Here is a 25,116-nt window from a genome sequence, read left to right as displayed (position 1 = left end):
AGGCGCTGTGCCGCCGCCTTTCCGTTCTGCGCGTCCTCGACGAGCCTGGCCATCCGGGCCAGTTGCGTGTCGGCGCCGATCCGGGTCGCCTCGACCACCAGTCGGCCGCCCGCGTTGAGCGTGGCCCCCGTGACCGAGTCGCCGACACCGACCTCCACCGGCACCGACTCACCCGTGAGCATCGACGCGTCCACGGCCGAGGCGCCCTCCACGACGATGCCGTCGGTGGCGATCTTCTCGCCGGGGCGGACCAGGAAGCGGTCGCCGACCTGGAGTTCGGCCGTCGGCACGGTCACCTCACGGCCGCCGCGCAGCACGGTGACCTCCTTGGCGCCCAGTTCGAGGAGCGCCTTGAGGGCCGCGCCCGCCTTCCGCTTGGAGCGGGCCTCGAAGTAGCGCCCGGCGAGGATGAAGGCAGTGACCCCGGCGGCGGCCTCCAGGTAGATGTTCCCGGCGCCGTCGGTGCGGCCGATCGTCAGCTCGAAGGGGTGGGTCATGCCGGTCATCCCGGCCGTACCGAAGAACAGTGCCCACAGCGACCACAGGAACGCGGCCGAGGTGCCGACCGAGATCAGCGTGTCCATCGTCGCCGCCCCGTGCCGGGCGTTGGTCCAGGCGGCCCGGTGGAACGGCCAGGCGGCGTACGTGACGACCGGAGCCGTCAGCGTCAGCGCGAGCCACTGCCAGTAGTCGAACTGGAGCGCCGGAACCATCGACAGGGCGATCACCGGCACGGCGAGTGCGACGGCGGTGACCAGCCGTTGCCGCAGCGGCCGCAGCTCGTCGCCCTCCGCGTCCGCGGCGGGGGAGCCCTCCTCGGTGCGTACCGGGGGAGCGGGCTCGTGCGCCGTGTAACCGGTCTTCTCGACGGTGGCGATCAGGTCCTGTACGGAGATGTCCTCGCCCCGGTAGCTGACCTTGGCCTTCTCGGTGGCGTAGTTGACCGTGGCCTCGACCCCGTCCATCCGGTTGAGCTTCTTCTCGATGCGGGCCGCGCAGGAGGCGCAGGTCATCCCGCCGATCGCGAGCTCGACCTCTGCGGTGGCGCCGGCGGCCGTGCCGGAACCGGTGCCGGTGGTGGCGGTATGCGCGGACACGATGTCCTCCCTGGCGGAGACCTTATACCCCTGGGGGGTATGCCTACTCCTTCAGGTATACCCCCCTCCCCTATTAAACGCAAGGCGGAAATGGCTGGGCCGTCCGGGAGTGTGTGTGTCCGGAGGCGGGATGCGTCAGAGCTCACGGCCCTTCGGTTCGCATTCGGGCTGTGTGCGCGGGGGATCTCCCCGTAGGCTGGCCATTGGACTAGACCTGTTGACCTATTGCCGCTTCCTGGAGGATTGGGTTCCGATGAGCAACCGTGCAGTCCTGGAGGTGATCGCTCTCGACGCGGAGGACGCGGTCGCCGCCCAGGCGGGTGGTGCGGACCGGCTTGAGCTGGTCACCGACATGGCGGCGGACGGCCTGACCCCGTCCTGTGCGACCTTCGCGGAGATCCGGGCGGCGGTGGACATCCCGCTGCGGGTGATGATCAGGCTGGCGGACGGCTTCGCCGCGGGTGATCTCGACGTCCTCGTGGCCAGGGCACGTGAGCTTCGGGAGGCGGGCGCCGAGGAGTTCGTCCTCGGCTTCCTCGATGCCGAGGGCGGTCCGGACCTGGTCGCCGTCGAGCGGCTCGTCGCCACACTGGAGGGCTGCCGCTGGACGTTCCACCGGGCGATCGACCGCGCCGCCGACCGGGACGCGCTGCGCAAGCAGCTGGCGGATCTGCCCGGTCTGGACACCTACCTCACGGCGGGCTCCCCGAAGGGCGTCGACGACGGCATCCCGACACTGGTCGCCGAGGCGGCGCGCAAGGACGAACCCGGCTACGAGCCGCGGATCCTGGTGGGCGGCGGACTCCGTCTGGACCATCTGCCGGAGCTGCTGACGGCGGGCATCGACGCGGTGCACATCGGCGGGGCGGCCCGCCCGCAGGGCTGGTCGGGCCCGGTGGACGCGGCGGCGGTACGGGAGTGGCGGACGGTCCTCGACGCGTGACGGTCCCCGAGGTGTGAGGGTCCTCGACGCGTGAGGGCCCTCGACGCGTGAGCGGGGAGGGGCACCCGTCGGGCGGGTGCCCCGATGGGCGGATGCCTTCGACGGGTACGGGCCACGGGCCGCCCCGCCCGCACCCGGTCCGGCACCGGCCCCTGTCCCCGTGCCGGGTCCGTGTCCGGTCCGGCACCGGCCCCCGTCCCGCACCCAGCCCCGTATCCGGTCCCGTGCCGTACTGGTCTCCGTACCCGGCCGTTACGCCAACTCGGCCGGCAGCGCCGTCGCGTGCACGACCGTCAGTCCGGACACCGCGCGGGTCAGCGCCACATACAGCCGCCGCAGCCCTGTGCGCGTGTCCGGTTCGCCGTCCACCACCGCCGCGGGCTCGTCCAGCACGACGTAGTCGTACTCCAGACCCTTCGCCAGCGACGCCGGAACGAGGGTCAGCCGGGCCTCGGCCGATGTCTCCTCACCGGGCGAGAGATACGCGTGGCCCGCGGCCGTCAGCGCCTCGGCCAGCGCCGGAACGCGTGCGTCGGCCGCGATCAGCCCGATCGAGCCCTCCCGGGTCAGCGACTCCTCGCAGGCCGCCAGCACCGCCGCGTCCAGCTCCGCCGGACCGGCCACCGCCCGTACCTCCAGCGAACCCGGCGACTCCCGCACCGACTCCACCTCCGCGAGCCCCGGCGAGATCAGCGGCAGCAGCCGGGACGCGTACGCGATCACCTCGCGCGGCACACGGAAGCCCGCCGTCAGCTCCTCCACCACCGCGTCCGGCTTGCCCAGATGGCGCAGGGCCTGCGTCCAGCTCTCCGTGGACCACGGCGTCGTGCCCTGCGCCAGGTCGCCGAGGACCGTCGCCGAGCCCGTCGAACAGCGGCGGCCCACCGCCCGGTACTGCATCGGGGACAGGTCCTGCGCCTCGTCGAGCACCACATGGCCCAGCGAGTGCGTCCGCGTCACCAGGTCACGCGCCTCGTCGATCAGGACCGCGTCGGCGGCCGACCACTTCGCCGACCGCACGCTCCGGGCGGGCTTCACCCACAGGATCGCCTTCCGCTCGTCCTCGGTGAGCAGCCCGTCCGCGTGCGTGGCCAGGAACTCCGCGTCCGAGAGCAGCCGCAGCACCAGCTTGGCCGGATCGACGGCCGGCCAGATCGCCTTCACGGCCGCCTTCACCGCCGGGTTGCGGGCCACCGCGTTCTGCACCCGGTCGTCGGGCGCCTCGCCCGCCTCCTCCATCCGGACCAGCACGGCGTGCGCGATGCGCTGCGGGAGCGCCTCGTGGGCGGCCCCGTACCGCATGTCCCGGGCCAGCAGTTCGGCGACGATCTCCTCCAGTTCGTACGCGGGCACCCGCCAGCGGCGCGAACCGCGCACCACCACGACCGGCTCGGTCGGCATCGTTACGTGCGAACGGATGGCCCGCCGCAGCACCTCGGCCATCCTGGCGTCGCCCTTGACGACGGCGGCCTCCGCCGCGTCCGAACCGCGTACCTCGATGCCCGCGGCGCCCGGCGCGCCCGCCGTCACCAGGTCGTCGACGGTCGCCTGCTTCACCTCCAGCTCGCCCAGGGCCGGGAGCACCTGCTCGATGTAGTGGAGGAACGACCGGTTCGGCCCGATGACCAGCGTCCCGGTCCGGGCCAGCCGCTCGCGGTGCGCGTAGAGCAGGTATGCGACCCGGTGCAGGCCGACGGCGGTCTTGCCGGTCCCCGGACCTCCCTGGACGCACACCGTCCCGCCCAGGCCGCTGCGGACGATCTCGTCCTGCTCGGGCTGGATCGTCGCGACGATGTCCCGCATGGGGCCGACACGGGGCCGTTCGATCTCCGCCTGGAGGAGCCTGCTGGTCCGTTCGGCCTCCGCCGGATCGGTGAGGTCCTCGTCCTCGTACGCGGTCAGTTCACCGCCGGTGTACCCGAAACGGCGGCGTCGGCCGACGCCCTGCGGATCCTTCTTCGACGCCTGGTAGAACGGCTGCGAGACGGGCGCGCGCCAGTCGATGACCATCGGGTCGCCGTCGGCGTCGTGGACATGACGGCGACCGATGTAGAAGCGCTCTCCCTCGGCCCCCTCGGCCTGATCGGCGCCCACTTCGTGCAGATAGTCCAGACGCCCGAAGAAGAGCGGGGCGTGGGCGAGATCGGCGAGGGACTTGATGCGCTCGTCGATCTGGGACTGGAGAACGGCCGCGTTGACCCAGTTCGCGGTGACATCGCTGATGTCGAGGGCCTGGACGTCCTCGCGCATGGCGCGCAACGCGGAGCGGGACGCGGCGAGATGGGCGCGCTCCCGGACCAGCGGATCGGTGGTGACGCTTTCGTGTTCGTGCGCGGGCACGGTGTTGCCTCCGGCTGTTCAACGCAGGACGGCGGACCGCACCGCGGCCCACCCCTCGCACGGCACGGGTCGGCACGGTACGGCCGGGCCGGGGTGGGGCGATGCGGTCCGCTCGGGGATCGATCACGGGGTACGTACGCGGTGGTGCGGGCGTACGGATGTCGGCCGGTTTCCGTCCGGTCGGCGGCGCTCCCCCGGCTGCCGGCGCGGGCCGGTACCACGGTGCGGGAGGCGGGCAGACCGGCGATTGTATCGGCCGTCCCGGTCGGGGGCGAACGGTTTTCGCCAGGGCCGCCGATGGGACCATTCCGGGGTCCCGGCGCCGCCCCGGGGCCGCCTCCCGGTACCCGGGCCGTCTCCGGGACGGCGGGCCGCGTCCCGTAGGGGTTGGGGACGCGCGGGTCCGTCGCGGAGACGACCGCGTACGACCCCAGGGCTACGCGTTCCGCCCGTCGGTTCCGCCCGCGGGCCGATGTCCGCGGGCATCGGGCGCAGCACCATGGAACACATGAGCACCGTTACCTTGAACCCCCGCAGGACCGGCCCCGCGCACGGCGCGGCGGCGGCCACCGGTCACCCGCGCACCCACCGCTTCGGCGACGCCCTGCGCGCCGTCAAGGTCTACGCCCGCGCCGCCTTCGGAGTGGTCGTCATGGGCGAGTACGCCGAGGAGGCGGGCATCCGCACCCGCACCCGCACCCGCTGAGCGGCGCGCCGAGCCACCACCCGGTCGCCTCCCCGCAGCGAGGAGAGGACCGGCCCTTCCCGTAACGAGGAGAGGACCAGCCGCTCCCCGGACGGGAGTCAGCCGTCGCTCAGCAGCGCGTCGGCGTCGACGATCCGGTACGCGTACCCCTGTTCGGCCAGAAAACGCTGGCGGTGCGCCGCGAAGTCCTGGTCGATCGTGTCGCGGGCCACCACCGAGTAGAACCGGGCCTCGTGCCCGTCCGCCTTCGGCCGCAGCACCCGGCCGAGCCGCTGCGCCTCCTCCTGTCGCGAGCCGAACGTCCCCGACACCTGGATGGCGACCGTCGCCTCCGGGAGGTCGATCGAGAAGTTCGCGACCTTCGACACCACCAGGACGCTGATCTCGCCCTCGCGGAACGCGTCGAACAGCTTCTCCCGCTGGGCGTTGGTCGTCTCGCCCTTGATCACCGGCGCGTCCAGGTGTTCGCCCAGCTCGTCGAGCTGGTCGATGTACTGCCCGATGACCAGGGTCTGCTCGCCCTTGTGCTTGCGCACCAGCGCCTCGGTCACCCTGCGCTTCGTCTCGGTCGTCGCGCAGAACCGGTACTTCTCCTCGGCCTCCGCGGTCGCGTAAGCGAGCCGTTCCGAGTCCGTCAGATCGACCCGTACCTCGACGCAGTCGGCGGGCGCGATGTAACCCTGCGCCTCGATCTCCTTCCACGGGGCGTCGAACCGCTTCGGCCCGATCAGCGAGAACACGTCCGACTCGCGGCCGTCCTCGCGCACGAGGGTCGCGGTGAGCCCGAGGCGCCGCCGGGCCTGGAGATCGGCGGTGAACTTGAAGACGGGCGCGGGCAGCAGATGCACCTCGTCGTAGACCACCAGACCCCAGTCGCGGGAGTCGAACAGCTCCAGGTGCGGGTAGACGCCCTTGCGGCGGGTCGTCAGTACCTGGTACGTGGCGATGGTGACCGGCCGGATCTCCTTGCGCGCGCCGCTGTACTCGCCGATCTCGTCCTCGGTCAGCGAGGTCCGCTTCACCAGCTCGTGCTTCCACTGCCGGGCCGAGACGGTGTTCGTCACCAGGATCAGCGTGGTCGCCTTGGCCCGCGCCATCGCACCGGCCCCGACCAGCGTCTTCCCAGCGCCGCAGGGCAGCACCACGACACCGGAGCCGCCGTGCCAGAACCCCTCGACGGCCTGCTCCTGGTAGGGCCGCAGCGCCCAGCCGTCCTGGTCGAGCTCGATGGGGTGCGCCTCGCCGTCGACGTAACCGGCCAGGTCCTCGGCGGGCCAGCCCAGCTTCAGCAGCGTCTGCTTGATCTGCCCGCGCTCCGACGGGTGCACGGCCACCGTGTCCGGGTCGATCCGCGCCCCCACCAGCGGCCGGACCTTCTTCGACCGCAGCACCTCCTCCAGCACCGGGCGGTCCGTGGAGGTCAGCACGAGTCCGTGCACCGGGTGCTTGGAGAGCGTGAGGCGGCCGTACCTGGCCATCGTCTCGGCGATGTCGACGAGCAGCGCGTGCGGAACCGGGTAGCGCGAGTACTGCACGAGCGCGTCGACGACCTGCTCGGCGTCGTGCCCGGCGGCGCGCGCGTTCCACAGCCCGAGCGGCGTCAGCCGGTAGGTGTGGATGTGCTCGGGCGCCCGCTCCAGCTCGGCGAACGGCGCGATGGCGCGACGGCAGGCATCGGCCATGTCGTGGTCGACTTCCAGGAGCAGTGTCTTGTCGCTCTGGACGATGAGGGGTCCGGTCACGCGCGTCGGCCCTTTCTGCTGCGGGGAGCGGCCGGGAACGGCCAAACGTCCAGTCTGCCGCATGTGCGGGCCGGGTGCGTGGGTCGCGCACTGCACGGGCCGCCGGTTGCATGGGCTCCGGATTCGTGCCGAGCGAATGAGTGAGAACGCCATGCGATGTCGTTCGGTGGGCAGCATGGTCAAAGATCGACGAAAAAGCCTGGTCAACGACATTGTTCAATGTTTGGAGGAGCTGCTGTGCTGCTTCGGTTCCAGGTCACGAATCACGCTTCGCTCCTGGAGGAGCAGGAGCTGTCTCTCGTCGCTACCGATCACCATTCGGAGCGCGCCGAGGCGAGAGTGCCGGGCGGGTGAACTCCGCGCGGTTCCGGTCGCGACCGTGTACGGCACCAATGCTTCCGGGAAGTCGAACGTCATCGACGCCCTCGATTGGATGCGATCGGCGGTGCTGACATCGTTCCGCCGCTGGGATCCCCGCGGCGGAGTCCCGCGTCGACCGTTCGCCCTCAGATCAGCAGCCTCTTCCTACCCCAGCTCGTTCGCCGTCGACTTCGTCGTGGCCGGAGTACGCCATCAGTTCGGCTTCTCGGTCGACGACGACCGAGTGACTGAGGAGTGGCTCTACTACTACCCCGAAGGCCATCGGCGCCGTCTCTACGAGCGCGGAGCCGATGACAAGGTCCTCTTCGGGCGGTGGCTCACCGGGCGACGCAAGCTGATTGCCGAACTCCTGAGGCCGAACAGTCTCTATTTGTCGGTTGCGGCGGCGCAGGGACACGAACAGCTCCGCGAGGTGTTCCGCTGGTTCGGAGACGGGCTGAGGATGGCGACGGACCGCGACTTTCCGCAACGGCTCGATCACACCGTGCGGCTGTGTCTCGCCGACGGCGCGGAACATACGGCGGAATCCGCCATGGCCCTGCTCCGCTTCGCGGATCTCGGTGTGTCCGGACTGGAGATCAAGGAGCAGGACGCCGCGGCGCGGCTGAGGCACCGGGTTTCCAGAGCGCGCGGCGTGCCCGACGGATGCCTTCCCAGGCACCCGTCGGTGCTCACGGCCTCGCATCGTCGGCCAGTTCGGCCACGCCCGTGATGCGGTGCAGCGGGTACGTGCGGACGCCGTCCGCCGTGTGGTCGTAGGCCGTCACGTAGCCGCCCTCGACCTTCACCGGGGCGATGACGTGCTGGCTGGCGGCGCCCTCGGCGTTGACGTAGCCGATCCAGAGCGCCGAGCCGGTCAGCGCGGCGGCCTGGACGGTGGCGAGGGTCTCGGCGGCGGACGTGCGGGGCAGCGAGCCGGGCGGTGCGGGCGGCGCGTCGGCGTCCTGGTCCCGTTCCTTGCGGGGCGCCGTCGCGGCGGCGTCCCCGGCGCGGATCGCCCGGATCGCGGCACCGAGCAGGGTGGTGTCGGGGACCGGGGGGCCCTCGGGCACGGGGGCGGGGGCTGTGCGGGGCGGTGTGCGGTGGGCGCCCGCGCGAGTGATCAGGACATCACCCTCGGCCGACTCGGCGGCCGGAGCGTAGCCCATGTCGCGCAGCCCTTCGAGCAGGGACGCCGGGTCGACCGGGGCGGCCAGGACCGTGGGGGCGAGGCGGCGCAGGCGCAGGGCGGACGCGCGCTTGTCGGCGAGGATCTCGTTCAGCACGCTCTCGTCGTCGCAGCGCACGTACGAGGAGGCGGCGCCGATCCGCAGATGGCCGTGGCGGCGGGCCACGTCGTCGATGAGGTAACTGAGCGGCTGCGGCACCGGCGTGCGGCTGTGCGCGGCGAGGAACGCGTGCAGGTCGGCGGCCGACCGCCCGGCGTCCAGGGCGCGACGTACGGACCCGGGCGTGAACCGGTAGACGGTGGCGCCGCCCTTCGACTCGATCTCCGCCAGCACGGAGAGCGTGTCGGCCAGCGGGCGTTCCAGCGGGCCGGGCGCGACGGCCGTCAGGTCGGCCTGGAGCAGGACGTGGTCCAGCGGCTCGGGGATCAGCGGGGCGAGCAGCGCGGCGGCCTCGGCGGGGCCGGACGCGAGCAGGGCCCGGGTCTGCGAGGCGAGCGCGCCGCGGCCGGTGATGCCGAGGAGTTCGGACTCGTTCAGCGTCCACAGGGCGATCCGGGTCCGCAGGTCCCCCGTGTCCCCGTCGGAGCCGGAACCGGTGGGAGAAGGGGACGCGGCGGCACCGCGCAGGGGACGTTCCCAGCGGAGCCGGGCGAGGACGGTGCCCGGGTCGGGGGCGGTGCCCGGCTCCAGGGCGGCGAGGAGCGCGAGGACCCGGTGGCGCACCTCGGGCGCGGCCGAGCGGTCGAGCCCGGGGCCGAGTGCGGACAGGGCCCGGCCCTTGGCGTCCTGACCGCCGACCAGGCCGGAGGTCCGGGTGGCGGCGAGCCAGGCGGCGGCGAGGTGCGCCCAGCGTTCCTGGGCGGGGAGTTCGGCCCAGTCGTCGTACGCGGGCGTGGGAGCGTACCGTTCCTCGGCCTCCCCGTCGGAGGCCACCAGCCCTGCCGCGTAGGCGAGTTCGATCCAGAACGCGGCGACCGGCTCGGGGACGTCGAGGGCGGCGGCGGTCCGTTTCAGGTCGCGTACGCCGATCCCGCCGGCCCGCAGCGTCGCGGGGCCGCCGCCGTTCCAGCCCTTCAGCAGTTCCTCGACGGTCGACACCGCCAGGAAAGCCTGGCCGGCCGCGGCACTGTCCACGGCCTGGGGATCGCGGTGCGCGACCGCTTCGACGGCGGGTGGCCGCGGCTCCGGTGCGCGGTGGGCGCGTCCGGCCCGCAGATGCAGGGCGGCCTCGCGGGGCAGCACCACGGTGCGGGCCGACACGGGCAGCAGCAGGCCGCGGTCGCGCAACCACCGCACGGGCGGGGCGGGATTCGGGGTGACCTCCCCGTACGGCGGCCCCCATACCAGCCGGTCCAGGACGGACAGGGCCTCGGCCGGGGCGGTGTCCAGGAGGCGGGCCATGGCGGCCCGGTCGGTGAAGAGACCGGTCAGGGCCGCCACGGCGGAGACCGGGTCATGGGTGGCGGTCAGCCCGGCGGCGGCCAGGATCTCCTGGAGACGGCCGGGCGACATGCCTGCGGTGGCCTCCGCGACGGTCGGGCCCAGGCCGGTCGGGGAGGGGTGCCGCGGGGACGGGGCGAGGAGTTCGCGCGCGGTGCGGACGAGGTGCAGCCGGTCGTCCTCGCCCCACACGAGGGCCTGTTCGCGCAGGGTGCCCAGGGCGGCGGGCAGCGCGTCAGTGATCGCCTCGGTGAGCGCCTCGGCGGTGGTGCGGGGGTGCGCGGCGTCGTGCCGTTCGCCGTGACCGTCGCCGTGCGGCCGTCCGCCGTCCTGCCGCTTGTCGTCGCCGTTGTGGCCTTCGGTGTCCCGGGCGCCGGTGCCCGGGTCTTCGGTGTCCTGCCCGTCGCTGTGGCCGTCGCCGGTGAGCAGGCCGAGCAGCGTCCCGTACGAAGCGGGGTCGGGGGCCACGGCGAGCGCCTCGGCGGTCTGGAGCGCGAACCGGTCGAGGCGTTCCAGCGCCCGTACGACGGACGCGCGGGTACCGGCCCTCGTCGCGAGCTGGGTGATGTCGTTGGGCACGGGGGTGAGGAGATCGGGGCGGGCACGCAGCAGCCCCGCCAGCGACTCGTCGTCCCGGGCGCGGAGGGCCTCGGCGAGCGTCCGTGGTGGTGTGGTCGTCCCCATCCGTCCCACCGTAGTCGTAGTCCGTGGCGGGGAGCCCCCATCCGGCGTCGCCCCGCGTTCCGTAGCGGTCGCTCCGGGCGGGTCGGGGCGCTACCGTCGGCGGTGCAGGGCGGCGGCAGGAGGGGAACCAGCGCGTGGGGATCGAGAGCGACCAGCTCGTCTACGACTATTTGAGCCGGGTCGGCGACCTGGCACAGCAGCAACAACTGCCCTCGGGCACGCGGATGAGGCTCGTGTCGACGCTCCGGGGCGAGATCGACCGGCAGCGCCGTGAGCAGTCGGCGGACACCCCGGCGGCCGTCCGGCGCATCATCGGCAGGCTCGGCACGCCCGACGAACTGGTCGCCGCGGTCGCCGAGCCGGGCGACGGACCGGTGGAGCCGCCCCCCGAGCGGTCGGAACATGCTGTCCCCGCTCCTCCCCGTGAGACGCGCAGGGGGTTGCTGAGGAAGGACATCTTCGGCAGGGGCGCGGCACGGGCCGTTTCCGGTACCGGTACGGGGACGGAGCCGGGCGCCGAGGCGTCGCCCGCCGGGCCGCAGAGCCCGGACGACCGACGGCGCGGTCGGGGAAACAGGGAGGGGCGGGAGAGCCGGGACGCCCACGACGGCTGGGAAGGCCGGGACGGCCGGGAGCGCGAGGGCGGTGGCCCGGAGGAACCGGAAGCCCCGGAGGGCCCGGCGAACCACGAGGCCCCGCCGCCGATGGCCGGACGAGTTCCCTCGCCGCCGCACATGGCAGGGACGGACGAACTGGGACCGTCCGGCGGCGAACCCGACTGGTGGCTGGTCGAGCCGGGACCCTTCGGTGCCGGGGTCGACGTGCCCGGGTTCACCGGGGGTGTCGAGATCCCGGCCATGATGCGCCCGCCGTCGGCCGGGGACACCGTCCCACGCCCCCGTACGGCCACGGACGAGCACGCGGACGGGGTGGACGAGGAGGAGTCCCCCGACGAGGGTGCCGACCCCGACGAGGCGGCGCCGCCGCGCCGTCGGCTCCTCGGACTGCTCCGCCGCGCCCCGCGCGAGGCGGAGGAGGGCGCGGCGCGGAGGGGCGGGTTCTCCCACCCCCTGCTGCTGGTCGCCGCCGCGCTGCTGATCGCGGGCGCGGTGCTGGGCTCCTGGCTGGCCCTGGCGGGCGGCTGGCTGCTCGCGTACGGCTCGCGCACGCTGTCCCGCGCCGAGGCGAAATGGGCGGCGATGGGCCTGCCGGGCGTGGTCGTGGCGGGCGGGATCGTCTGGCTCTGGGGTCGCATGGAGGGCCGCTGGGGAGAGCCGATCGCGCAGGACGGCCTGGCGGAGGCGATGAGCGGGATGTGGCCGGTGATGGTCCGGACGGCCGCGGTGGCCTCGGCGGCGTTCCTGGTGTGGCGGGCGCGTCGACGGGCCGGGTGAGGCCGACGGGCCGGGCGAGCACGGGCGGCCCGGCCCCGAGCCGCAGAGGCCGGGGGCCGGGCCAGCCACGCGGGTCGACCCCCGTGTCGTTCACGTGGGCTCCGCAGACCGTGCAGACCGCATGGGCGGCATGGTCTGCATGGGCCCCATGGACCGCACGGGTCCCACGGACCACACGGCCCGACAGGTCACGCGGGCCGGGTCCGCCCGCTATTTTGTTGACGCGTCACCGCGTCACCGCGTCACCGCGTCACCGCGTCACCGCGTCACCGCGTCACCGCGTCACCGCGTCAGCATGGCAGCGTGGCAGCGCGCCGGTCCGCCGTCACTTCGTCATGTCCGTCCGCAGCTCGTCGAGGATCTTGTCCGCGGCCGTGTAGCCGATGCCCGCGATCCACAGGCGGTCGTCGACCTCGAAGACCTTTCCGGCCTTCGACGCCTTCAGCCCCTTCCACAGACCGCCGTCCATCGTCTTCTTCGTCCCCGCCTTCTCCGGGCTGCCGTACGTCGACGTGAAGATGACGTCCGCGTCCGCGAGGTCGATCTTCTCGGGGGACACGTCGTACGAGAAGCCGTCCTTGGCCTTGTCGGTGATGGCCGGGCGGCCGAGGCCGAGGTCGCCGAGGATCGAGCCGATGTAGTTCTGCTTGCCGTAGATGCGGATGTCGGCGCCCTCGACGAACCGGACGAAGTTGACCTCGGTCGCGGCGGCCTTCTCCTTGCCGCCGAGCGCCTTCGTGACCTCCGCGACATGGGCGTCGTACGCGGCGACGACCTTCTTCGCCTCGTTCTCCTTGCCGAGAGCCTGCGCGTGCAGCTGGAAGTTCTGCTTCCAGGCGGAGCCGGTGGACTCCGTCATCACGGTGGGGGCGATCGCGCTGAGCTGCTCGTAACGGTCGCCGTCACGGACCTTGCTGGTCAGGATCAGGTCGGGCTTCAGCGAGGCGACGGTCTCCAGGTTGGGGTTGGCGATCTCGCCGACCACCTCGATGCCCTTGGTCTTCTCGGCGGGCAGGTAGGTGGGGAAGCCGTCCTCCGTCGCCGAGTGCGTCGCGCCGACCGGCCGCACGCCGAGGCTGAGCGCGGAGTCCAGCTCACCGGTGTCGAGGACCACGACGCGCCGGGGGTTCACGGGGACCTTCACGTCGCCCATGGCCGTCTTGACGGTGTGGGTCTTGGCGGAGGCGGCGTCACCACCGGAATCGGAGGAGCTGCCGGAGTTTGAGAAACCGCAGGCGGAGAGCGCGAGCGCGCCGGTCAGGGCGAGCGTGCCGAGGGAGAGACCCCGGCGCCGGGTGAGGGTGGTCATGGTCGGCCTTTCATCGAGGATGTCGAGCGTGGGGTGCTCGCCGGTACGGACAGGGGCGCGAGCGCCGTTACGGGCACGTGTACGGGTGCGGGCGTAGGCAGCGATCCGCGCGGACGGACATGGCTGGTACGGACACGACCCCTACGGACGGGACACGTACGGACCAGACACGTACGGACGGGACACGTACGGACCAGACACGTACGGACCAGACACGTACGGACCGGACACGTACAACACGACTCCTACGGACCCGGCTCGTGCGGGACGGCCCGTACAGGGCACGGTCCGCAGGGCCGCCGAGGTCCGTGCCTTCACGGCGTCGCAACGGGCTGCCAGGGCGCACCCGGCACCACGAGCGGCGAACCGGTCACCGGACACGGGACGATCACCGCGTCCAGTCCGAAGACCTCGCGCACGAGCTCCGCGGTGACCACGTCCTTCGGGTGCCCCTCGGCGACGATCCGCCCCGCCTTCATCGCGACCAGGTGGTCCGCGTACCGGGCGGCCTGGTTGAGGTCATGGAGCACGGTGACGACGGTCCGGCCCCGGGCGCCGTCCGCCGCGGGGGCGGTGAGCCGCCGCACCAGGTCCAGGACCTCCACCTGGTGCGCGATGTCGAGGTACGTGGTCGGCTCGTCGAGCAGCAGCAGGTCGGTCTCCTGGGCCAGCGCCATCGCGATCCACACCCGCTGGCGCTGACCGCCCGACAGCTCGTCCACCGACCGGTCGCCCAGCGCGCTGACGTCGGTGCGCTCCATCGCCTCCGTCACCGCCCGCTCGTCCTCCTCCGACCACTGCTGCCACCAGTGCTGATGGGGCTGTCGGCCGCGGGCGACGAGATCGGAGACGGTGATCGCCTCGGGTGCCACCGGGGTCTGCGGCAGCAGCCCGATCGACTGGGCGATCCGCCGCGTGGGGATCCTCGACAGTTCGGTGCCGTCGAGGAACACCGATCCGCCGCTCGGCCGCAGCAGTCGGCCGAGCGCCCGCAGGGTGGTCGACTTGCCGCAGGCGTTCGGGCCGACGATCACGGTGACCCGGCCGTCGGGCACGGCCAGGTCGAGATCGCGTACGACGGTGCGGTCCTCGTACGCGAGGGTCAGCCCGCGTGCGGTGAGCCGACTGGTGGCCTCGGTCGCCCCCGCCCCACCGGAGACGGCCGCCGCGTCCTCGGGAGGAACGGCCGCCGCGCCCTCGGGAGGAACGGCCGCCGCGTCACCGGGAGCGTCGGGCGCGTTCGACGCGTCGGGCGTACGGGTCGAGCTCATGCGGTACCTCCACTACGGCCGTGACCGCCGCCATGACCGCGGATGATCAGCCAGATCAGATACGGGGCGCCGACCGCCGCCGTCAGAACACCCACCGGCAGCTCGGTGGGGGAGAAGAGCCTGCGGGCCAGCAGATCCGCGGCCACCACGATCAGCGCGCCCAGCAGTGCCGAGCACAGCAGCGGGATCTGCGCGGTACGGGTCAGCCGACGGGCGATCTGCGGGGCGAGCAGGGCCACGAAGTCGACCGGTCCGGCCGTCCCGGTCGCCACGGACGCCAGGACCACGCCGAGGGCGACGAGCCCCAGCCGTACCCGGCCGAGCCGTACCCCGAGAGCGGTCGCGGTGTCGTCGTCCAGCGAGACGGGGCGTTGCGCCCGCGCCGCCCACAGCACCGCGGGCAGCAGGATCAGCAGCGTCCAGCCGATCGGCGCGGCCTCGGCCCAGCCGCGGCCGTTGAGCGACCCGGTCATCCAGATCTTCGCCTGCTGGGCGACCAGGTAGTCGCCCTTCGTCATGAACAGGGTGGTGACCGAACGCAGCGCGATGGCGAAGCCGATGCCGATGAGCACGAAGCGGGTGGCGTGCAGTCCGCCGCGCCAGGCGAACAGGTATACGAGGGCCGCCGCGGCCACTCCGCCGATGACGGACAGGTACGGCAGCACGGTGTACGACGTGATGCCGAACGTCATCGCGCCGACGGTGAGCGCGCTCGCCCCCTGGCTGATGCCGATGATGTCGGGGCTGGCCAGCGGGTTGCGGGCGACGGTCTGGATCAGCGCACCGGCGATCCCGAACGCGGCCCCGACCAGCAGCCCCACCACCATGCGTGGCAGCCGCAGCGTGCCGACGACCAGTTCGTCCGGGGACGGCCGGCCAAGGACCACGTTCATGACCTCGCCGGGCGCCACGAAGCTCTCGCCGACGCAGAGGTACGCGACGCAGACGGCGGCCAGCAGGACGAGCAGACCGGTGGCGACGGCGAGGGCCCGCCGGTGCAGCAGGAACCGGCCGCGCGCCCCGATCCGCACCACGTGGTACCCGGTGGGCGTCATCCGGCGACCGGTGGGCCGCGCCTCGACCGACGACCGCGCGCTCATGCGGGCACCGCCTTACGGCGCACCAGGGTGACCAGGAACGGGACGCCGATCAGTGCCGTCATCACGCCGGCCGGGACCTCGCTCGGCGGGAACAGGACACGGCCGATGACATCGGAGACGAGCAGCATCACGGGGCCGATCAGTGCCGCCGTCGGCAGCACCCAGCGGTGGTCGGCGCCGACGATCGCACGGGCGATGTGCGGGACGGCGAGGCCGATGAACGCGATCGGGCCGGCCGCCGCCACCCCGACACCGGTCAGCACGGTGGCGCCGACACCGCCGACGATCCGTACCGTCGCGACCTTCTGCCCGAGCCCCTTCGCGACATCCTCACCGAGCGCCAGCGCGTCGAGGCCGCGCGCGACGGACAGCACGAGTACGGCTCCGACCAGCAGGAACGGCCAGACCTGACCGACCACCACGGACTCGCGCCCGGCGAGCGAGCCGACCTGCCAGAACCGGAACTCGTCCAGCGCGGACGCCTTGGTCGTGAGTACCCCCGTCGTGACCGAGAGCAGCAGCGCGTTGATCGCGGCCCCGCCCAGGGCGAGCTTCACGGGGGTGGCGCCCCCGCGCCCGGCGGAGGCGATTGCGTACACGGCGACCGACGCGATCGCCGCCCCCGCGAAGGCGAACCACACGTATCCGGCCAGGGTGTGGACCCCGGCGTACGCGATGGCCAGCACCACGCCCACCGAAGCGCCCTGACTGATGCCGAGGACGCCGGGGTCGGCGATGGGGTTACGGGTGATGCCCTGGAGGACCGTGCCGGCCAGGGCCAGCGCGGCGCCGACCATCAGTCCGATCAGGGTGCGCGGCACCCGCATGTTCCGGACGACTTCGGCGGCGTTGGAGTCCCCGCCGTGCAGCAGGGCGTCGAACACCTCGGACGGGGGTATGGTGCGGGCCCCCACGGCCAGGCTGAGGAGCACCGCCACCAGCAGCGCCGCGACGGCCGCCGCCGTCACGAGTGCGCGTCTGGAGCGGTGTGGTGCGGCGGCTGACATCGGACCCAATCGGACGGCGGGCGAGCGGCGAAGCAAAGTTAGGCTTGGCTAAGTCTAAGCACCGCCCCCGCGCGGCCCGAGGGCCGTACCGGTTGTACGGGGGCATCGGGACCTAATCCGGGGTCATCGGGATCACTGGGGCGTCCGGGACGGCCGCGACACAAGAGCGGCCGAGGTGACCGGGACAGGAGAGGCGGCCGATGGTGCCCCAGGCGACCGGCACGGCCGGAACCGTCGGGGTGACCCCGGTGACCCCGGTGACCCCGGTGACCCCGGTGACCGGGGTGAGCCGGGGCGTGGGGATGGCCGGAACCGTCGGGGTGACCGCGGCGACCGGGGCGGATGCGACGTCCCCGCTCCGTGGCCTCCGTGACAATGGGATCCATGCCTTCGCACCAGCCCTCGCCCCCGCTGACGGTCGGTTTCGACCTCGACATGACGCTCATCGACTCCCGTCCCGGCATCAAGGCCACCTACCTGGCACTCTCCGCCGAGACGGGCACACGGATCGATGCCGATCTGGTGGTGAGCAGGCTCGGTCCGCCGGTCGACGACGAGCTGAGGAACTGGTTCCCGGCCGACGCGGTCGCGGCGACCGCCGACCGGTACCGGGAGATCTACCCCGCCCACGCCATCACCCCGACCCCCGCCCTGCCGGGCGCCCGCGAGTCGCTCGCGGCGATCCGGGAGCGGGGCGGCCGGGCGATAGTCGTCACCGCCAAGTACCGCCCCAGCGCGCAACTTCATCTCACCCACCTCGGGATCGAGCCCGACGCGCTGATCGGCGGCCTGTGGGCGGAGGCCAAGGCGGAGGCGCTGCGCGTGCACGGCGCGTCCGTGTACGTGGGCGACCACACCGGTGACGTACGGGGTGCCCGCACGGCCGGGGCCCTGTCGGTGGCGGTCACCACGGGCCCCTGCGACGCCGCCGAACTCCGGGCGGCGGGGGCGGACGTCGTCCTGTCGTCCCTGACGGAGTTCCCTTCTTGGTTGGACGGGTACGCGGCGGCGGTCCAGGGCACGTAGGCCCTCCAGCGGGTGCGGGACGAGGGACGAGGGGCGCGGGACGGGTCACCGAGTGCCGTGCGACGGAGCATCGTCCGTTCACTGGGCGCCGCACGACGGAGCATCGTCCGTCTTTGCCGCGCATTCCACCCGGAGCAGCTTCCCGCCCTGCCCCGGCAGCCCGGTCGTCATGGGGTAACGACCTCGTCCACGATTGTCAGCGGCGTCGCGGCGTCTGGGACCTCCGCCTCCGGCGTTGTCGTCAGTTGCCGACGCTCCTTCCCCGAGCTCTCAGCTGCTTTCGAGCAGGGGAGACCCCATCCGACTCCCTCCTCCGCCTTGGATTCGAAGGCTCCAGACGCCGCTCCTTCCTCCACTGCCAATCGTGGACGAGGTCGTAAGCGCCCCAGCTCTCCGACGGTGACGAGATACAGCCCCCGTCCGCGCTCGGCGAGTTCCTTCGGGGCCTCGGCGCTCCATCGGAAGGGTGTGGGGATGTGCGGGTTGGTGTCCCGCACGCTCAGCCGGACACGGTTGCGCCCGGCGTCGTGCAGGCGCAGGGAACACTCCCCCGAGGAGTGCATGTACGCGTTGGTGACCAGTTCGCCTGGGCCGCCTTCGTGCGCACCCTCAAGGAGAGCCAGCGCCAGGACTGACTTCCGCATCCGGCCGGACGCCCCGGGCCCCGCGCTGCTCCGAGGACGAGGCTGCTCCCGGCCTGTGCGGGGATTCAACAGAATCATTCCAGCGGGCAGCCTCCAGTAGCCGCTGCGTCGACCAGGGCGTCGCGGCACTGGCTTGCTCAGCCAACTGCCACCCGTTCTTGCGCGGCACGTCCGGCGGCAGCCCCCCTTACCAGGCGACCGCTGTCGCCCGCGGCTCCGACCGCTCGAAAACCGCAGCGACCCGCGGCCCCTGGTGGTACGCCCACCGGACATGACACGTTGCCGTTCCCCACAGGAAGAAGTAGGGAGTCCTGCGTGAACCGTCGCCACATCGCCGCCGTCGTGCTCGCGTTACTGGCCCTGTCCGGCTGTTCGTCGGACAACGGCAAGGCCGCACCTGCCGCTTCGTCGGGTGGCGGCGCGCGGCAGGCCGTCGACGACTACGTCACCGCTCTGAACACGCGCGACGCCACTGGCCTCATCCGGATCGGTGGCGTGAAGGACGAAAGCTGGTCGCGGAGCGAAGCCGACAAGATCCTCGCCGACAAGGGCGGACGGGGGTGGAAGATCAGCCGGCTGGAGATCGGCCACGACATGGGCCCGGACGTGGGCAGCGCCCGGCTCGCAGCCAAGGACAAGGCGGGCCGGTCCATGAACGACACTATTACGGTGACCCGGGACAAGGGAGTGTGGCACTTGACCATTTTCACTGGTCAGCCCGTAGAACCCGGTAAGTCACCAGCTGAGACCAGCGAGCTTTCCGCCTCCTGAAGCGACGAACCCAGGTGGGGAACGCGCATCGGACCGTACCGCGTCCGGAGCCGGGCCGGCCGAAACGACCCGCCGGAGGCCCCGGCCCTATCGCTCGCGCGAGCCCGCGCGCGCCGACCGGACCACGCCCGCGGCGGCGATCAGGAAGCCGACGCCCATCAGCATGCAGAGCGACCACGCGACGGGCGGCAGTGGAGTGGTGCCGAGGAACAGCGGGGCCACCGTGACCAGAGTGGCCAGCGCGCCGACGAAGAAGACGATCGCGCCGATACGGACCAGTCGGTCACCCGCGCCAGGAGGTGTAGTACTCACCCCGCCAGGGTAGTTCCCGACGGCGACAGGACCGCCCCGCGGGTTGCGGCGAGCGGCGCAGGCATCGTTTCCGGACAGCGGTCCGAATGGTCAGGCTTGACTAGGGTGCCCCACCTGGGGAGGCTGCTGCCAGCAGGGGAGCACCACCACTGGATAGCCTGACCTGCTGAGGCTTTGTTCCGGCATACGGGTTGAGATGGGGTGCGTGCTTTGCCGACTGGCAAGGTCAAGTGGTTCAACAGCGAGAAGGGCTTCGGCTTCCTCTCCCGCGACGACGGCGGCGACGTCTTCGTACACTCCTCCGTGCTTCCCGACGGTGTCGACGCGCTCAAGCCCGGCCAGCGTGTCGAGTTCGGTGTCGTCGCAGGTCAGCGCGGAGATCAGGCGCTGTCGGTGACGGTTCTGGACCCGACCCCGTCCGTCGCGGCCGCGCAGCGCCGCAAGCCGGACGAGCTCGCGTCCATCGTGCAGGACCTGACCACCCTGCTGGAGAACATCACACCGATGCTGGAACGGGGCCGCTACCCGGACAAGGCGGCAGGCAAGAAGATCGCCGGTCTGCTGCGCGCGGTCGCCGACCAGCTCGACGTGTGATTTCTCGGCTGATTCCTCGACGTGTGATATCCGGCATATCCCGGATGTCCGGCGCATGCCGGACGCCCGGTGTGTCCCGGACGCCCGGTGTACCTCAGACGAACGACAGCGCGTCCGGGCCGAGGGGCGGTACCAGCCCCTCGGCCGCCGCGCGGGTCAGCAGCCCGCGGACCGCCGCGTAGCCGTCCTCGCCGAGGTCGGCCGTGAACTCGTTGACGTAGAGCCCGATGTGCTGGTCCGCCACGGCCGGGTCCATCTCCTGGGCGTGCTCCAGCACGTAGGGCCGGGACACCTCCGGGTCGTCCCAGGCCATCCGTACCGAGGTGCGCGCCGACTCGGCGAGCAGCTTCAGCGTGTCCGCGCCCAGCGACCGCTTCGCGATGATCGCGCCGAGCGGGATCGGCAGCCCGGTGGTCTCCTCCCAGTGCCGGCCCATGTCGGCGAGGCTGTGCAGCCCGTAGTTCCGGTACGTGAAACGGGCCTCGTGGATGACGAGACCGGCGTCCACCTTCCCGTCGCGCACGGCGGGCATGATCTCGTGGAAGGGCATGACGACGATCTCGCCGACGCCGCCCGGCACGACGTCCGCCGCCCAGAGCCGGAACAGCAGGTACGCGGTGGAGCGCTCGCTCGGCACCGCGACCGTCCGCCCCGTCAGGTCCGTGCCCGGCTCCCTCGTGAGGACGAGAGGCCCGCAGCCCCTCCCCAGCGCCCCGCCGCACGGCAACAGCGCGTACTCGTCGAGGACCCACGGCAGCACCGCGTACGAGACCTTGAGGACGTCGCCCTCACCGCGCTCGGCCATGCCGTTGGTGATGTCGATGTCGGCGAAGGTGACATCGAGGGCGGGCGCGCCGGGGACCCTTCCGTGCGCCCAGGCGTCGAAGACGAAGGTGTCGTTCGGGCACGGCGAGAAGGCGATGCTCAGCGGGGAATGAGGAGCGTGGAGCGGCTCAGGCGTGGTGTCGGTCATGGCGGGTCCAACCTTCCAGTACGGGGAGAAGCTTCCCGAACGCCCCGGTGAGCGCGGTCAGCGCGTCCCCGATGCGCCAGGCGTCGCGGTCGCGCGGGCCGACGGCGTTCGACACCGCCCGGAGCTCCAGGACCGGTACGCCGGCCCGGTCGGCGGCCTCCGCGACGCCGAATCCCTCCATGGCCTCCGCGGCGGCCCGCGGGTGCGCGGCGAGCAGGGCGGCGGCGCGCTCCGCGCTGCCGGTCACGGTGGAGACGGTGAGGATCTCGCCGGGGAGCGCGCCGGTCGCGGCGGTCACGTCCCGGACCAGCGAGCGGGGCGGTACGTGCCGGTCGCGGCCGAAGCCCAGGCCCGTGACGGGGACGAAGCCCTCCGGCGTCTCCGCGCCCAGATCCGCGGCGACGATCCCGCTCGCGACGACGAGCGAGCCGACCGGGGCGGCGGGTACGAATCCGCCGCCGATCCCGGCCGAGACCACGAGGTCGTACGAAGCGGGCGCGAGGCAGTGCGGCGCGGACCCGGGGGTGTACGGCCCGGAGACGGATCCGTCCGGCGCGGCCCCGGATCCGGGGCCGGGGGTCGGTCCGGGGGCGTCCCCGGGCATGGCGGAGGCGTGTCCCGAGGCGAGGCCGAAGGCCGTGGCGGCGGCCGCCGCGGCCGGTCCCGCGCCGCCCGCGAGCACATCGATGGCGACGCCGGGGCCACCGGGGCCACCGGGGCCACCGGAGCCGCGCACGCGGTGGAGTTCGGCGCCGGGCACCCGGCGCACGGTCACCCGTGTCCCGTCCCCGAACGCGCGCGTGACCGCGTCCCGTTCTGCCGGGACGGCGGTCACGACGAGCACACGCACGGGGAGAGGCCCTCCGGGGCCGGGGGTCGGCAGAGGGTGGGTCAGGACGTCTTCTTCAGCTCGAAGTGCCAGATGCCCGTGAGGTTCTTGCCCTGCGTCTCCACGATGCTGACCTGCGTGCTGTTCGTGGTCTCGCCGGTCTGGCTGGAGAAGAAGGCGCTGCCCGGGATGGACCGGTAGGTCTTCTTGTACGGCTCCTGCTCGGCCTGCTGACCGTTGATGAACAGGGTCCAGCCGTGCTCGGCGATCTCCGGGTCGACGCCGAAGCGGACCTTGTCGTCCATCGCGACCTCGACGGTCTTCTCCGCCTTCTTGTTGAGGCAGCTCTTGATCTCGGACGTCTTGAGGGGCTTGCCGTCGTTGTAGCAGGCCGCCTCGGAGCTCACCGAGTCGCCGCCGACCGTTACGGTCGCGAGCGGCGTCGGCTTGTCGCAGGCGGAGAGGACAAGGAGTCCCGCGGACACGGCACCAAGAGCGACGCCGATTCGACGGCCCTTACCGGAGAAGAACGCAACGGTCATGAGCCGAAGGCTATCGGTCGCCCCGTCTCACGCCACGCGGGGGTGCGGCGAGCCGCGTCTGGCGGCGCCCAGCAGCCCCCGTACGGACGTGGCGGCACCGAGGGCGAGAACGCCCGCGGCGACCGACACGCCCAGTACGCCGTTGAGGGGGAGGGCGATGCCGATGCCGCCGCCGACCACCCACGCCATCTGGAGCGCCGTCTCGGAGCGGGCGAACGCGGACGTCCGCACCTCCTCGGGCACGTCCCGCTGGATCATCGCGTCCAGCGAGAGTTTCGACAGGGCCTGGGTGAAGCCGGCCGTCGCGCTCAGCACGGCGAGCGTGACGGCGCCGAAGAAGAGCGCGGTGAGCACGGCGACCCCCAGGGCCAGGGCCAGGACCGAGGCGACGATCACCTCGGGGCTGCGGGCCCGGACCCAGGACCCGACCGCCGTGCCGAGCGCGTTGCCCAGCCCGGCCGCCACGCCGACGATGCCGAGCGAGACGGCGGCGTTCTGACCGGCGAGCGGCTGGTCGCGCAGCAGGAACGCCAGGAAGAAGATGAGGAGGCCGGACAGCGTGCGATGGGCGGCGTTGGCCTGGAGCCCGTTCAGCACGGCAGGTCCCACGGACCGCAGTCCGGGCCGCCGCTCGCCGTTGCGCTCCCGGCCCAGGAGTCCTCGCCCGCGAGCACAGCGCCCGTTCCTCCCCGGATCCGTCGCCCGGTCCGTCCCGCACTCCTCCTCCCGGCCTTCGTGTCCTTTCCGCTCCACCCGGGGGCGCGGGGGCAGCAAGCCGTACGGCGGCACCAGCCGGGCCCTGCGCTCGCCCTTCGAGGAATCGACCTCGTGCGGCAGCGTGAAGGCGAGGACCGTCCCGCCGAGGAAGACCAGGCACGCCCCGTACAGCGGCCAGGCCGGACCGACGAACTGCAGCCCGGCCCCGATCGGCGCGGCCACACCCGTCGCCAGCAGTCCGGCGAGCGTGACCCGGGCGTTCGCCTTCACCAGGGAGATGCGGGGCGGCAGCAGCCGCGGCACCACCGCGCTGCGCACCACCCCGTACGCCCTGGAGCAGACCAGCACGCCCAGCGCGGCCGGATACAGCTCCAGGCCGCCGGTGGCGACCGCGCCCGACATGGTGAGCGCCAGCACCGCGCGGGTCAGCATCGCCGCCGCCATCGCGGCCCGACGGCCATGGGGCAGCCGGTCCAGCAGCGGACCGATCACGGGTGCGAGAAGCGCGAAGGGCGCCATCGTGACGGCGAGGTACAGCGCGACCCGGCCGCGGGCCTCGTCCGTCGGCACGGCGAAGAACACCGTCGAGGCGAGCGCCACCGTGATCATCACGTCGCCCGCGCCGTTCACGGCGTGCAGCTCGATCAGCTTGCCGAGACCGGACTCCCCGGCACCGTGCGCGTGCGTCACCCTCCGGATGCCCCGGGCGGCACCGGCGAAAGGGGAACGAAGGGCACGGCCGACCGCCCGCCCCGTCCTGCGGAACGGGCCGGGATCCTGGTGCGACCGGGCGGAAGTCACCCCGTCATAGTGCCCCGCCGAGGGTGGCCGCGAACCGGGACCGGCCCGGGGCGCGGACGCACTCCGCCCTGTCGGGCCAGTGTGCGGCCCCGGACGTACGTCCGGCCCGTCCCCTGCCGCGCACCCCCCGGTTCGGGACGGGCAGGTGGGCGGGGGACGACGAAGGGGGTAGCGTGCGTAGCGCGCCACCGGCGGTTGCTCTCGGCGGCGCGCCTATCGGCGATCCCGCAGAATGGATAGCAGAAGGTGCGCCCGAGGCAGGCACGACGGGCGCGGACGTCGACGCGGCCCCCAGGTCCGCTCCGCCCGCACCCGCCACGGCCGAAATCGATGGATGTGCAGGCGCGCCCGTGAGACTGGCGTAGGAGAGAAGCGAGACCTGTGAGTGCTGTGACGACGCGAAGGCGTACGGCCCGTACCCCTGCCCCCGACCGTCTGTGCGTCGAGGCGGTGGACCTGGCCCGCGCGGCGGCCGAGGAAGCGGCCGCGCCGGGGGTCGTCGGAGAGCACGTGGGCGTGGTCTCCGAGGGAGACCGGGTCGTCACGCACTTCTTCGAGTGCAAGGAGCCCGGCTACCGGGGCTGGCGCTGGGCGGTGACCGTCGCCCGGGCGTCCCGTGCGAAGAAGGTCACCCTCGATGAGACGGTTCTGCTGCCCGGCAGCGACGCGCTCCTCGCCCCGGAGTGGGTGCCGTGGAGCGAGCGTCTGCGCCCCGGCGACATGGGGCCCGGCGACCTGCTGCCCACCGAGGCGGACGACATCCGCCTGGAGCCCGGCTACACCGGCGAGGACGAGCCGCCGCCGAACTCCGCGGTCTCCGAGGTGTCCGAGGAGATGGCCGACCTCGTCGACACGGAGGACGCGGAGCTGACGACCCGCCCCGCGACGACGAACCGCGGTGCGATCGCTGCGGTCGCGGACGAGCTCGGGATGCGCCGGGCGCGGGTGCTGTCGCGGTACGGACTGCGCTCGGCGGCCGACCGGTGGGACGAGGGCTTCGGCGCGCGGACGCCGATGGCCCAGGCCGCCCCGGCGAGCTGCGTCACCTGCGCGTTCCTGGTGCCGCTGGCAGGCTCGCTGCGACAGGCGTTCGGTGTGTGCGCCAACGAGTTCGGTCCGGCGGACGGACACGTGGTGTCCCTGTCGTACGGATGCGGCGGGCACTCCGAGGCGGCGGTCATGCCGAAGCCGCCCAAGCCGGCGCCGCACGCCCTGGACACGATGCAGGTGGACGAGTACCCGCTGCGCCCGGCCCGGGACTCCGGTTCTGTCCCGGCGGAGCCGGACACCCCCACGGAGGACCTCGGCCACTCCTGACGGCACC

At 72.7% G+C, this 25,116-nt stretch carries 22 protein-coding genes; 8 read left to right on the top strand and 14 right to left on the bottom strand.

Features of this window, described 5'->3' with window-relative positions; all coding sequences use genetic code 11:
- The coding region (locus ACFYY6_RS03430; RefSeq protein WP_389191443.1) for a heavy metal translocating P-type ATPase at positions 1-1,097 on the bottom strand (1,097 nt) is incomplete at its 3' end.
- Positions 1,098-1,350: 253 nt separating this feature from the next.
- On the opposite strand from ACFYY6_RS03430, the gene ACFYY6_RS03425 reads away from it, so the two are divergent.
- Positions 1,351-2,040 (top strand): copper homeostasis protein CutC, encoded by a 690-nt coding sequence (locus ACFYY6_RS03425; protein WP_351626855.1) that lies wholly within the window; start codon positions 1,351-1,353, stop codon positions 2,038-2,040.
- 252 nt (positions 2,041-2,292) lie between these two features.
- Here ACFYY6_RS03425 and ACFYY6_RS03420 read toward each other — a convergent pair whose 3' ends face one another.
- Entirely contained in the window at positions 2,293-4,380 is a 2,088-nt protein-coding gene (locus ACFYY6_RS03420; protein WP_389191440.1) for a HelD family protein, read from the bottom strand.
- 508 nt (positions 4,381-4,888) lie between these two features.
- On the opposite strand from ACFYY6_RS03420, the gene ACFYY6_RS03415 reads away from it, so the two are divergent.
- Positions 4,889-5,086: a hypothetical protein gene (locus tag ACFYY6_RS03415; protein WP_389191438.1), complete on the top strand. Its 198-nt coding sequence runs from the start codon at positions 4,889-4,891 to the stop codon at positions 5,084-5,086.
- A 98-nt stretch (positions 5,087-5,184) separates the two neighbouring features.
- On the opposite strand, the gene ACFYY6_RS03410 is transcribed toward ACFYY6_RS03415, so the two are convergent.
- The gene (locus tag ACFYY6_RS03410) at positions 5,185-6,828 is read right to left on the bottom strand and encodes a DNA repair helicase XPB (protein ID WP_351524707.1); all 1,644 of its coding nucleotides are present in this window, start codon (positions 6,826-6,828) and stop codon (positions 5,185-5,187) included.
- 175 nt (positions 6,829-7,003) lie between these two features.
- On the opposite strand from ACFYY6_RS03410, the gene ACFYY6_RS03405 reads away from it, so the two are divergent.
- Positions 7,004-7,921, top strand: a complete 918-nt coding sequence (locus tag ACFYY6_RS03405) for an ATP/GTP-binding protein (protein WP_388650760.1) — start codon at positions 7,004-7,006, stop codon at positions 7,919-7,921.
- Here ACFYY6_RS03405 and ACFYY6_RS03400 read toward each other — a convergent pair.
- A complete protein-coding gene (locus ACFYY6_RS03400) occupies positions 7,881-10,502 on the bottom strand; it encodes a helicase-associated domain-containing protein (protein WP_389191435.1) in 2,622 nt (873 codons plus the stop codon). The two genes, ACFYY6_RS03405 and ACFYY6_RS03400, sit on opposite strands and share 41 nt — an antisense overlap.
- Before the next feature lie 134 nt (positions 10,503-10,636).
- Here ACFYY6_RS03400 and ACFYY6_RS03395 point away from each other — a divergent pair, with 134 nt between their 5' ends.
- Complete coding sequence (locus tag ACFYY6_RS03395; protein WP_351524710.1) at positions 10,637-11,896, top strand: hypothetical protein; 1,260 nt, start codon at positions 10,637-10,639, stop codon at positions 11,894-11,896.
- Positions 11,897-12,221: 325 nt separating this feature from the next.
- Here ACFYY6_RS03395 and ACFYY6_RS03390 read toward each other — a convergent pair whose 3' ends face one another.
- The 5 genes from ACFYY6_RS03390 to ACFYY6_RS03370 all read right to left on the bottom strand — a co-directional run bounded on the left by ACFYY6_RS03390 (position 12,222) and on the right by ACFYY6_RS03370 (position 16,959).
- Positions 12,222-13,205 carry an iron-siderophore ABC transporter substrate-binding protein gene (locus ACFYY6_RS03390; RefSeq protein ID WP_351626869.1) on the bottom strand — a complete coding sequence of 328 codons (984 nt, stop codon included), beginning with the start codon at positions 13,203-13,205 and terminating at the stop codon, positions 12,222-12,224.
- A 314-nt stretch (positions 13,206-13,519) separates the two neighbouring features.
- A complete protein-coding gene (locus ACFYY6_RS03385; RefSeq protein ID WP_388650656.1) occupies positions 13,520-14,476 on the bottom strand; it encodes an ABC transporter ATP-binding protein in 957 nt (318 codons plus the stop codon).
- Positions 14,473-15,576, bottom strand: a complete 1,104-nt coding sequence (locus ACFYY6_RS03380) for a FecCD family ABC transporter permease (RefSeq protein WP_389191432.1) — start codon at positions 15,574-15,576, stop codon at positions 14,473-14,475. Before ACFYY6_RS03380 ends, ACFYY6_RS03385 begins: the two co-directional genes overlap by 4 nt.
- A complete protein-coding gene (locus ACFYY6_RS03375; RefSeq protein WP_351524714.1) occupies positions 15,573-16,583 on the bottom strand; it encodes an iron ABC transporter permease in 1,011 nt (336 codons plus the stop codon). Before ACFYY6_RS03375 ends, ACFYY6_RS03380 begins: the two co-directional genes overlap by 4 nt.
- A 112-nt stretch (positions 16,584-16,695) precedes the next feature.
- Positions 16,696-16,959, bottom strand: coding sequence for a hypothetical protein (locus ACFYY6_RS03370; protein WP_389191429.1), 264 nt, complete (start codon positions 16,957-16,959; stop codon positions 16,696-16,698).
- On the opposite strand from ACFYY6_RS03370, the gene ACFYY6_RS03365 reads away from it, so the two are divergent.
- Together ACFYY6_RS03365 and ACFYY6_RS03360 are read left to right on the top strand one after the other, a co-directional pair.
- Positions 16,959-17,609, top strand: coding sequence for an HAD family hydrolase (locus ACFYY6_RS03365; RefSeq protein WP_351524716.1), 651 nt, complete (start codon positions 16,959-16,961; stop codon positions 17,607-17,609). The two genes, ACFYY6_RS03370 and ACFYY6_RS03365, sit on opposite strands and share 1 nt — an antisense overlap.
- Before the next feature lie 959 nt (positions 17,610-18,568).
- Positions 18,569-19,024 carry a hypothetical protein gene (locus tag ACFYY6_RS03360; RefSeq protein WP_386608328.1) on the top strand — a complete coding sequence of 152 codons (456 nt, stop codon included), beginning with the start codon at positions 18,569-18,571 and terminating at the stop codon, positions 19,022-19,024.
- Between the two features lie 87 nt (positions 19,025-19,111).
- Here the strand turns inward: ACFYY6_RS03360 and ACFYY6_RS03355 are convergent, their stop codons facing one another.
- Positions 19,112-19,336 carry a hypothetical protein gene (locus tag ACFYY6_RS03355; protein WP_351525172.1) on the bottom strand — a complete coding sequence of 75 codons (225 nt, stop codon included), beginning with the start codon at positions 19,334-19,336 and terminating at the stop codon, positions 19,112-19,114.
- 210 nt (positions 19,337-19,546) lie between these two features.
- Here ACFYY6_RS03355 and ACFYY6_RS03350 point away from each other — a divergent pair, with 210 nt between their 5' ends.
- Positions 19,547-19,930 carry a cold-shock protein gene (locus ACFYY6_RS03350; protein WP_030749636.1) on the top strand — a complete coding sequence of 128 codons (384 nt, stop codon included), beginning with the start codon at positions 19,547-19,549 and terminating at the stop codon, positions 19,928-19,930.
- A gap of 94 nt (positions 19,931-20,024) precedes the next feature.
- On the opposite strand, the gene ACFYY6_RS03345 is transcribed toward ACFYY6_RS03350, so the two are convergent.
- From ACFYY6_RS03345 to ACFYY6_RS03330, 4 genes are read right to left on the bottom strand one after another with little or no spacing between them, the layout of a single operon-like run.
- Positions 20,025-20,903 (bottom strand): 1,4-dihydroxy-6-naphthoate synthase, encoded by an 879-nt coding sequence (locus tag ACFYY6_RS03345; protein WP_389191426.1) that lies wholly within the window; start codon positions 20,901-20,903, stop codon positions 20,025-20,027.
- Positions 20,884-21,753 carry a futalosine hydrolase gene (locus tag ACFYY6_RS03340; RefSeq protein ID WP_389191424.1) on the bottom strand — a complete coding sequence of 290 codons (870 nt, stop codon included), beginning with the start codon at positions 21,751-21,753 and terminating at the stop codon, positions 20,884-20,886. The genes ACFYY6_RS03345 and ACFYY6_RS03340 overlap by 20 nt, the downstream gene beginning before the upstream one ends.
- 41 nt (positions 21,754-21,794) lie before the next feature.
- Entirely contained in the window at positions 21,795-22,274 is a 480-nt protein-coding gene (locus tag ACFYY6_RS03335; protein ID WP_351525169.1) for a DUF2771 domain-containing protein, read from the bottom strand.
- A gap of 27 nt (positions 22,275-22,301) precedes the next feature.
- Entirely contained in the window at positions 22,302-23,792 is a 1,491-nt protein-coding gene (locus ACFYY6_RS03330) for an MFS transporter (protein ID WP_389191421.1), read from the bottom strand.
- A gap of 381 nt (positions 23,793-24,173) precedes the next feature.
- Here ACFYY6_RS03330 and ACFYY6_RS03325 point away from each other — a divergent pair, with 381 nt between their 5' ends.
- Positions 24,174-25,109, top strand: a complete 936-nt coding sequence (locus ACFYY6_RS03325) for a DUF3027 domain-containing protein (RefSeq protein ID WP_351525167.1) — start codon at positions 24,174-24,176, stop codon at positions 25,107-25,109.
- The last annotated feature ends 7 nt before the right edge of the window (positions 25,110-25,116 follow it).

Origin of the sequence: Streptomyces sp. NPDC001750 (assembly GCF_042892615.1) — a bacterium.
GTDB lineage: Bacteria > Actinomycetota > Actinomycetes > Streptomycetales > Streptomycetaceae > Streptomyces.
This window is presented reverse-complemented; position numbering and strand designations above follow the sequence as displayed.

Bases quoted from the DNA above. Each gene is read 5' to 3' on its own strand.
- ACFYY6_RS03425 (WP_351626855.1), top strand. From the start codon at position 1,351: ATGAGCAACCGTGCAGTCCTGGAGGTGATCGCTCTCGACGCGGAGGAC.
- ACFYY6_RS03415 (WP_389191438.1), top strand. From the start codon at position 4,889: ATGAGCACCGTTACCTTGAACCCCCGCAGGACCGGCCCCGCGCACGGC.
- ACFYY6_RS03405 (WP_388650760.1), top strand. From the start codon at position 7,004: ATGGTCAAAGATCGACGAAAAAGCCTGGTCAACGACATTGTTCAATGT.
- ACFYY6_RS03400 (WP_389191435.1), bottom strand. From the start codon at position 10,502: ATGGGGACGACCACACCACCACGGACGCTCGCCGAGGCCCTCCGCGCC.
- ACFYY6_RS03390 (WP_351626869.1), bottom strand. From the start codon at position 13,205: ATGACCACCCTCACCCGGCGCCGGGGTCTCTCCCTCGGCACGCTCGCC.
- ACFYY6_RS03385 (WP_388650656.1), bottom strand. From the start codon at position 14,476: ATGAGCTCGACCCGTACGCCCGACGCGTCGAACGCGCCCGACGCTCCC.
- ACFYY6_RS03380 (WP_389191432.1), bottom strand. From the start codon at position 15,576: ATGAGCGCGCGGTCGTCGGTCGAGGCGCGGCCCACCGGTCGCCGGATG.
- ACFYY6_RS03375 (WP_351524714.1), bottom strand. From the start codon at position 16,583: ATGTCAGCCGCCGCACCACACCGCTCCAGACGCGCACTCGTGACGGCG.
- ACFYY6_RS03365 (WP_351524716.1), top strand. From the start codon at position 16,959: ATGGGATCCATGCCTTCGCACCAGCCCTCGCCCCCGCTGACGGTCGGT.
- ACFYY6_RS03345 (WP_389191426.1), bottom strand. From the start codon at position 20,903: ATGACCGACACCACGCCTGAGCCGCTCCACGCTCCTCATTCCCCGCTG.
- ACFYY6_RS03335 (WP_351525169.1), bottom strand. From the start codon at position 22,274: ATGACCGTTGCGTTCTTCTCCGGTAAGGGCCGTCGAATCGGCGTCGCT.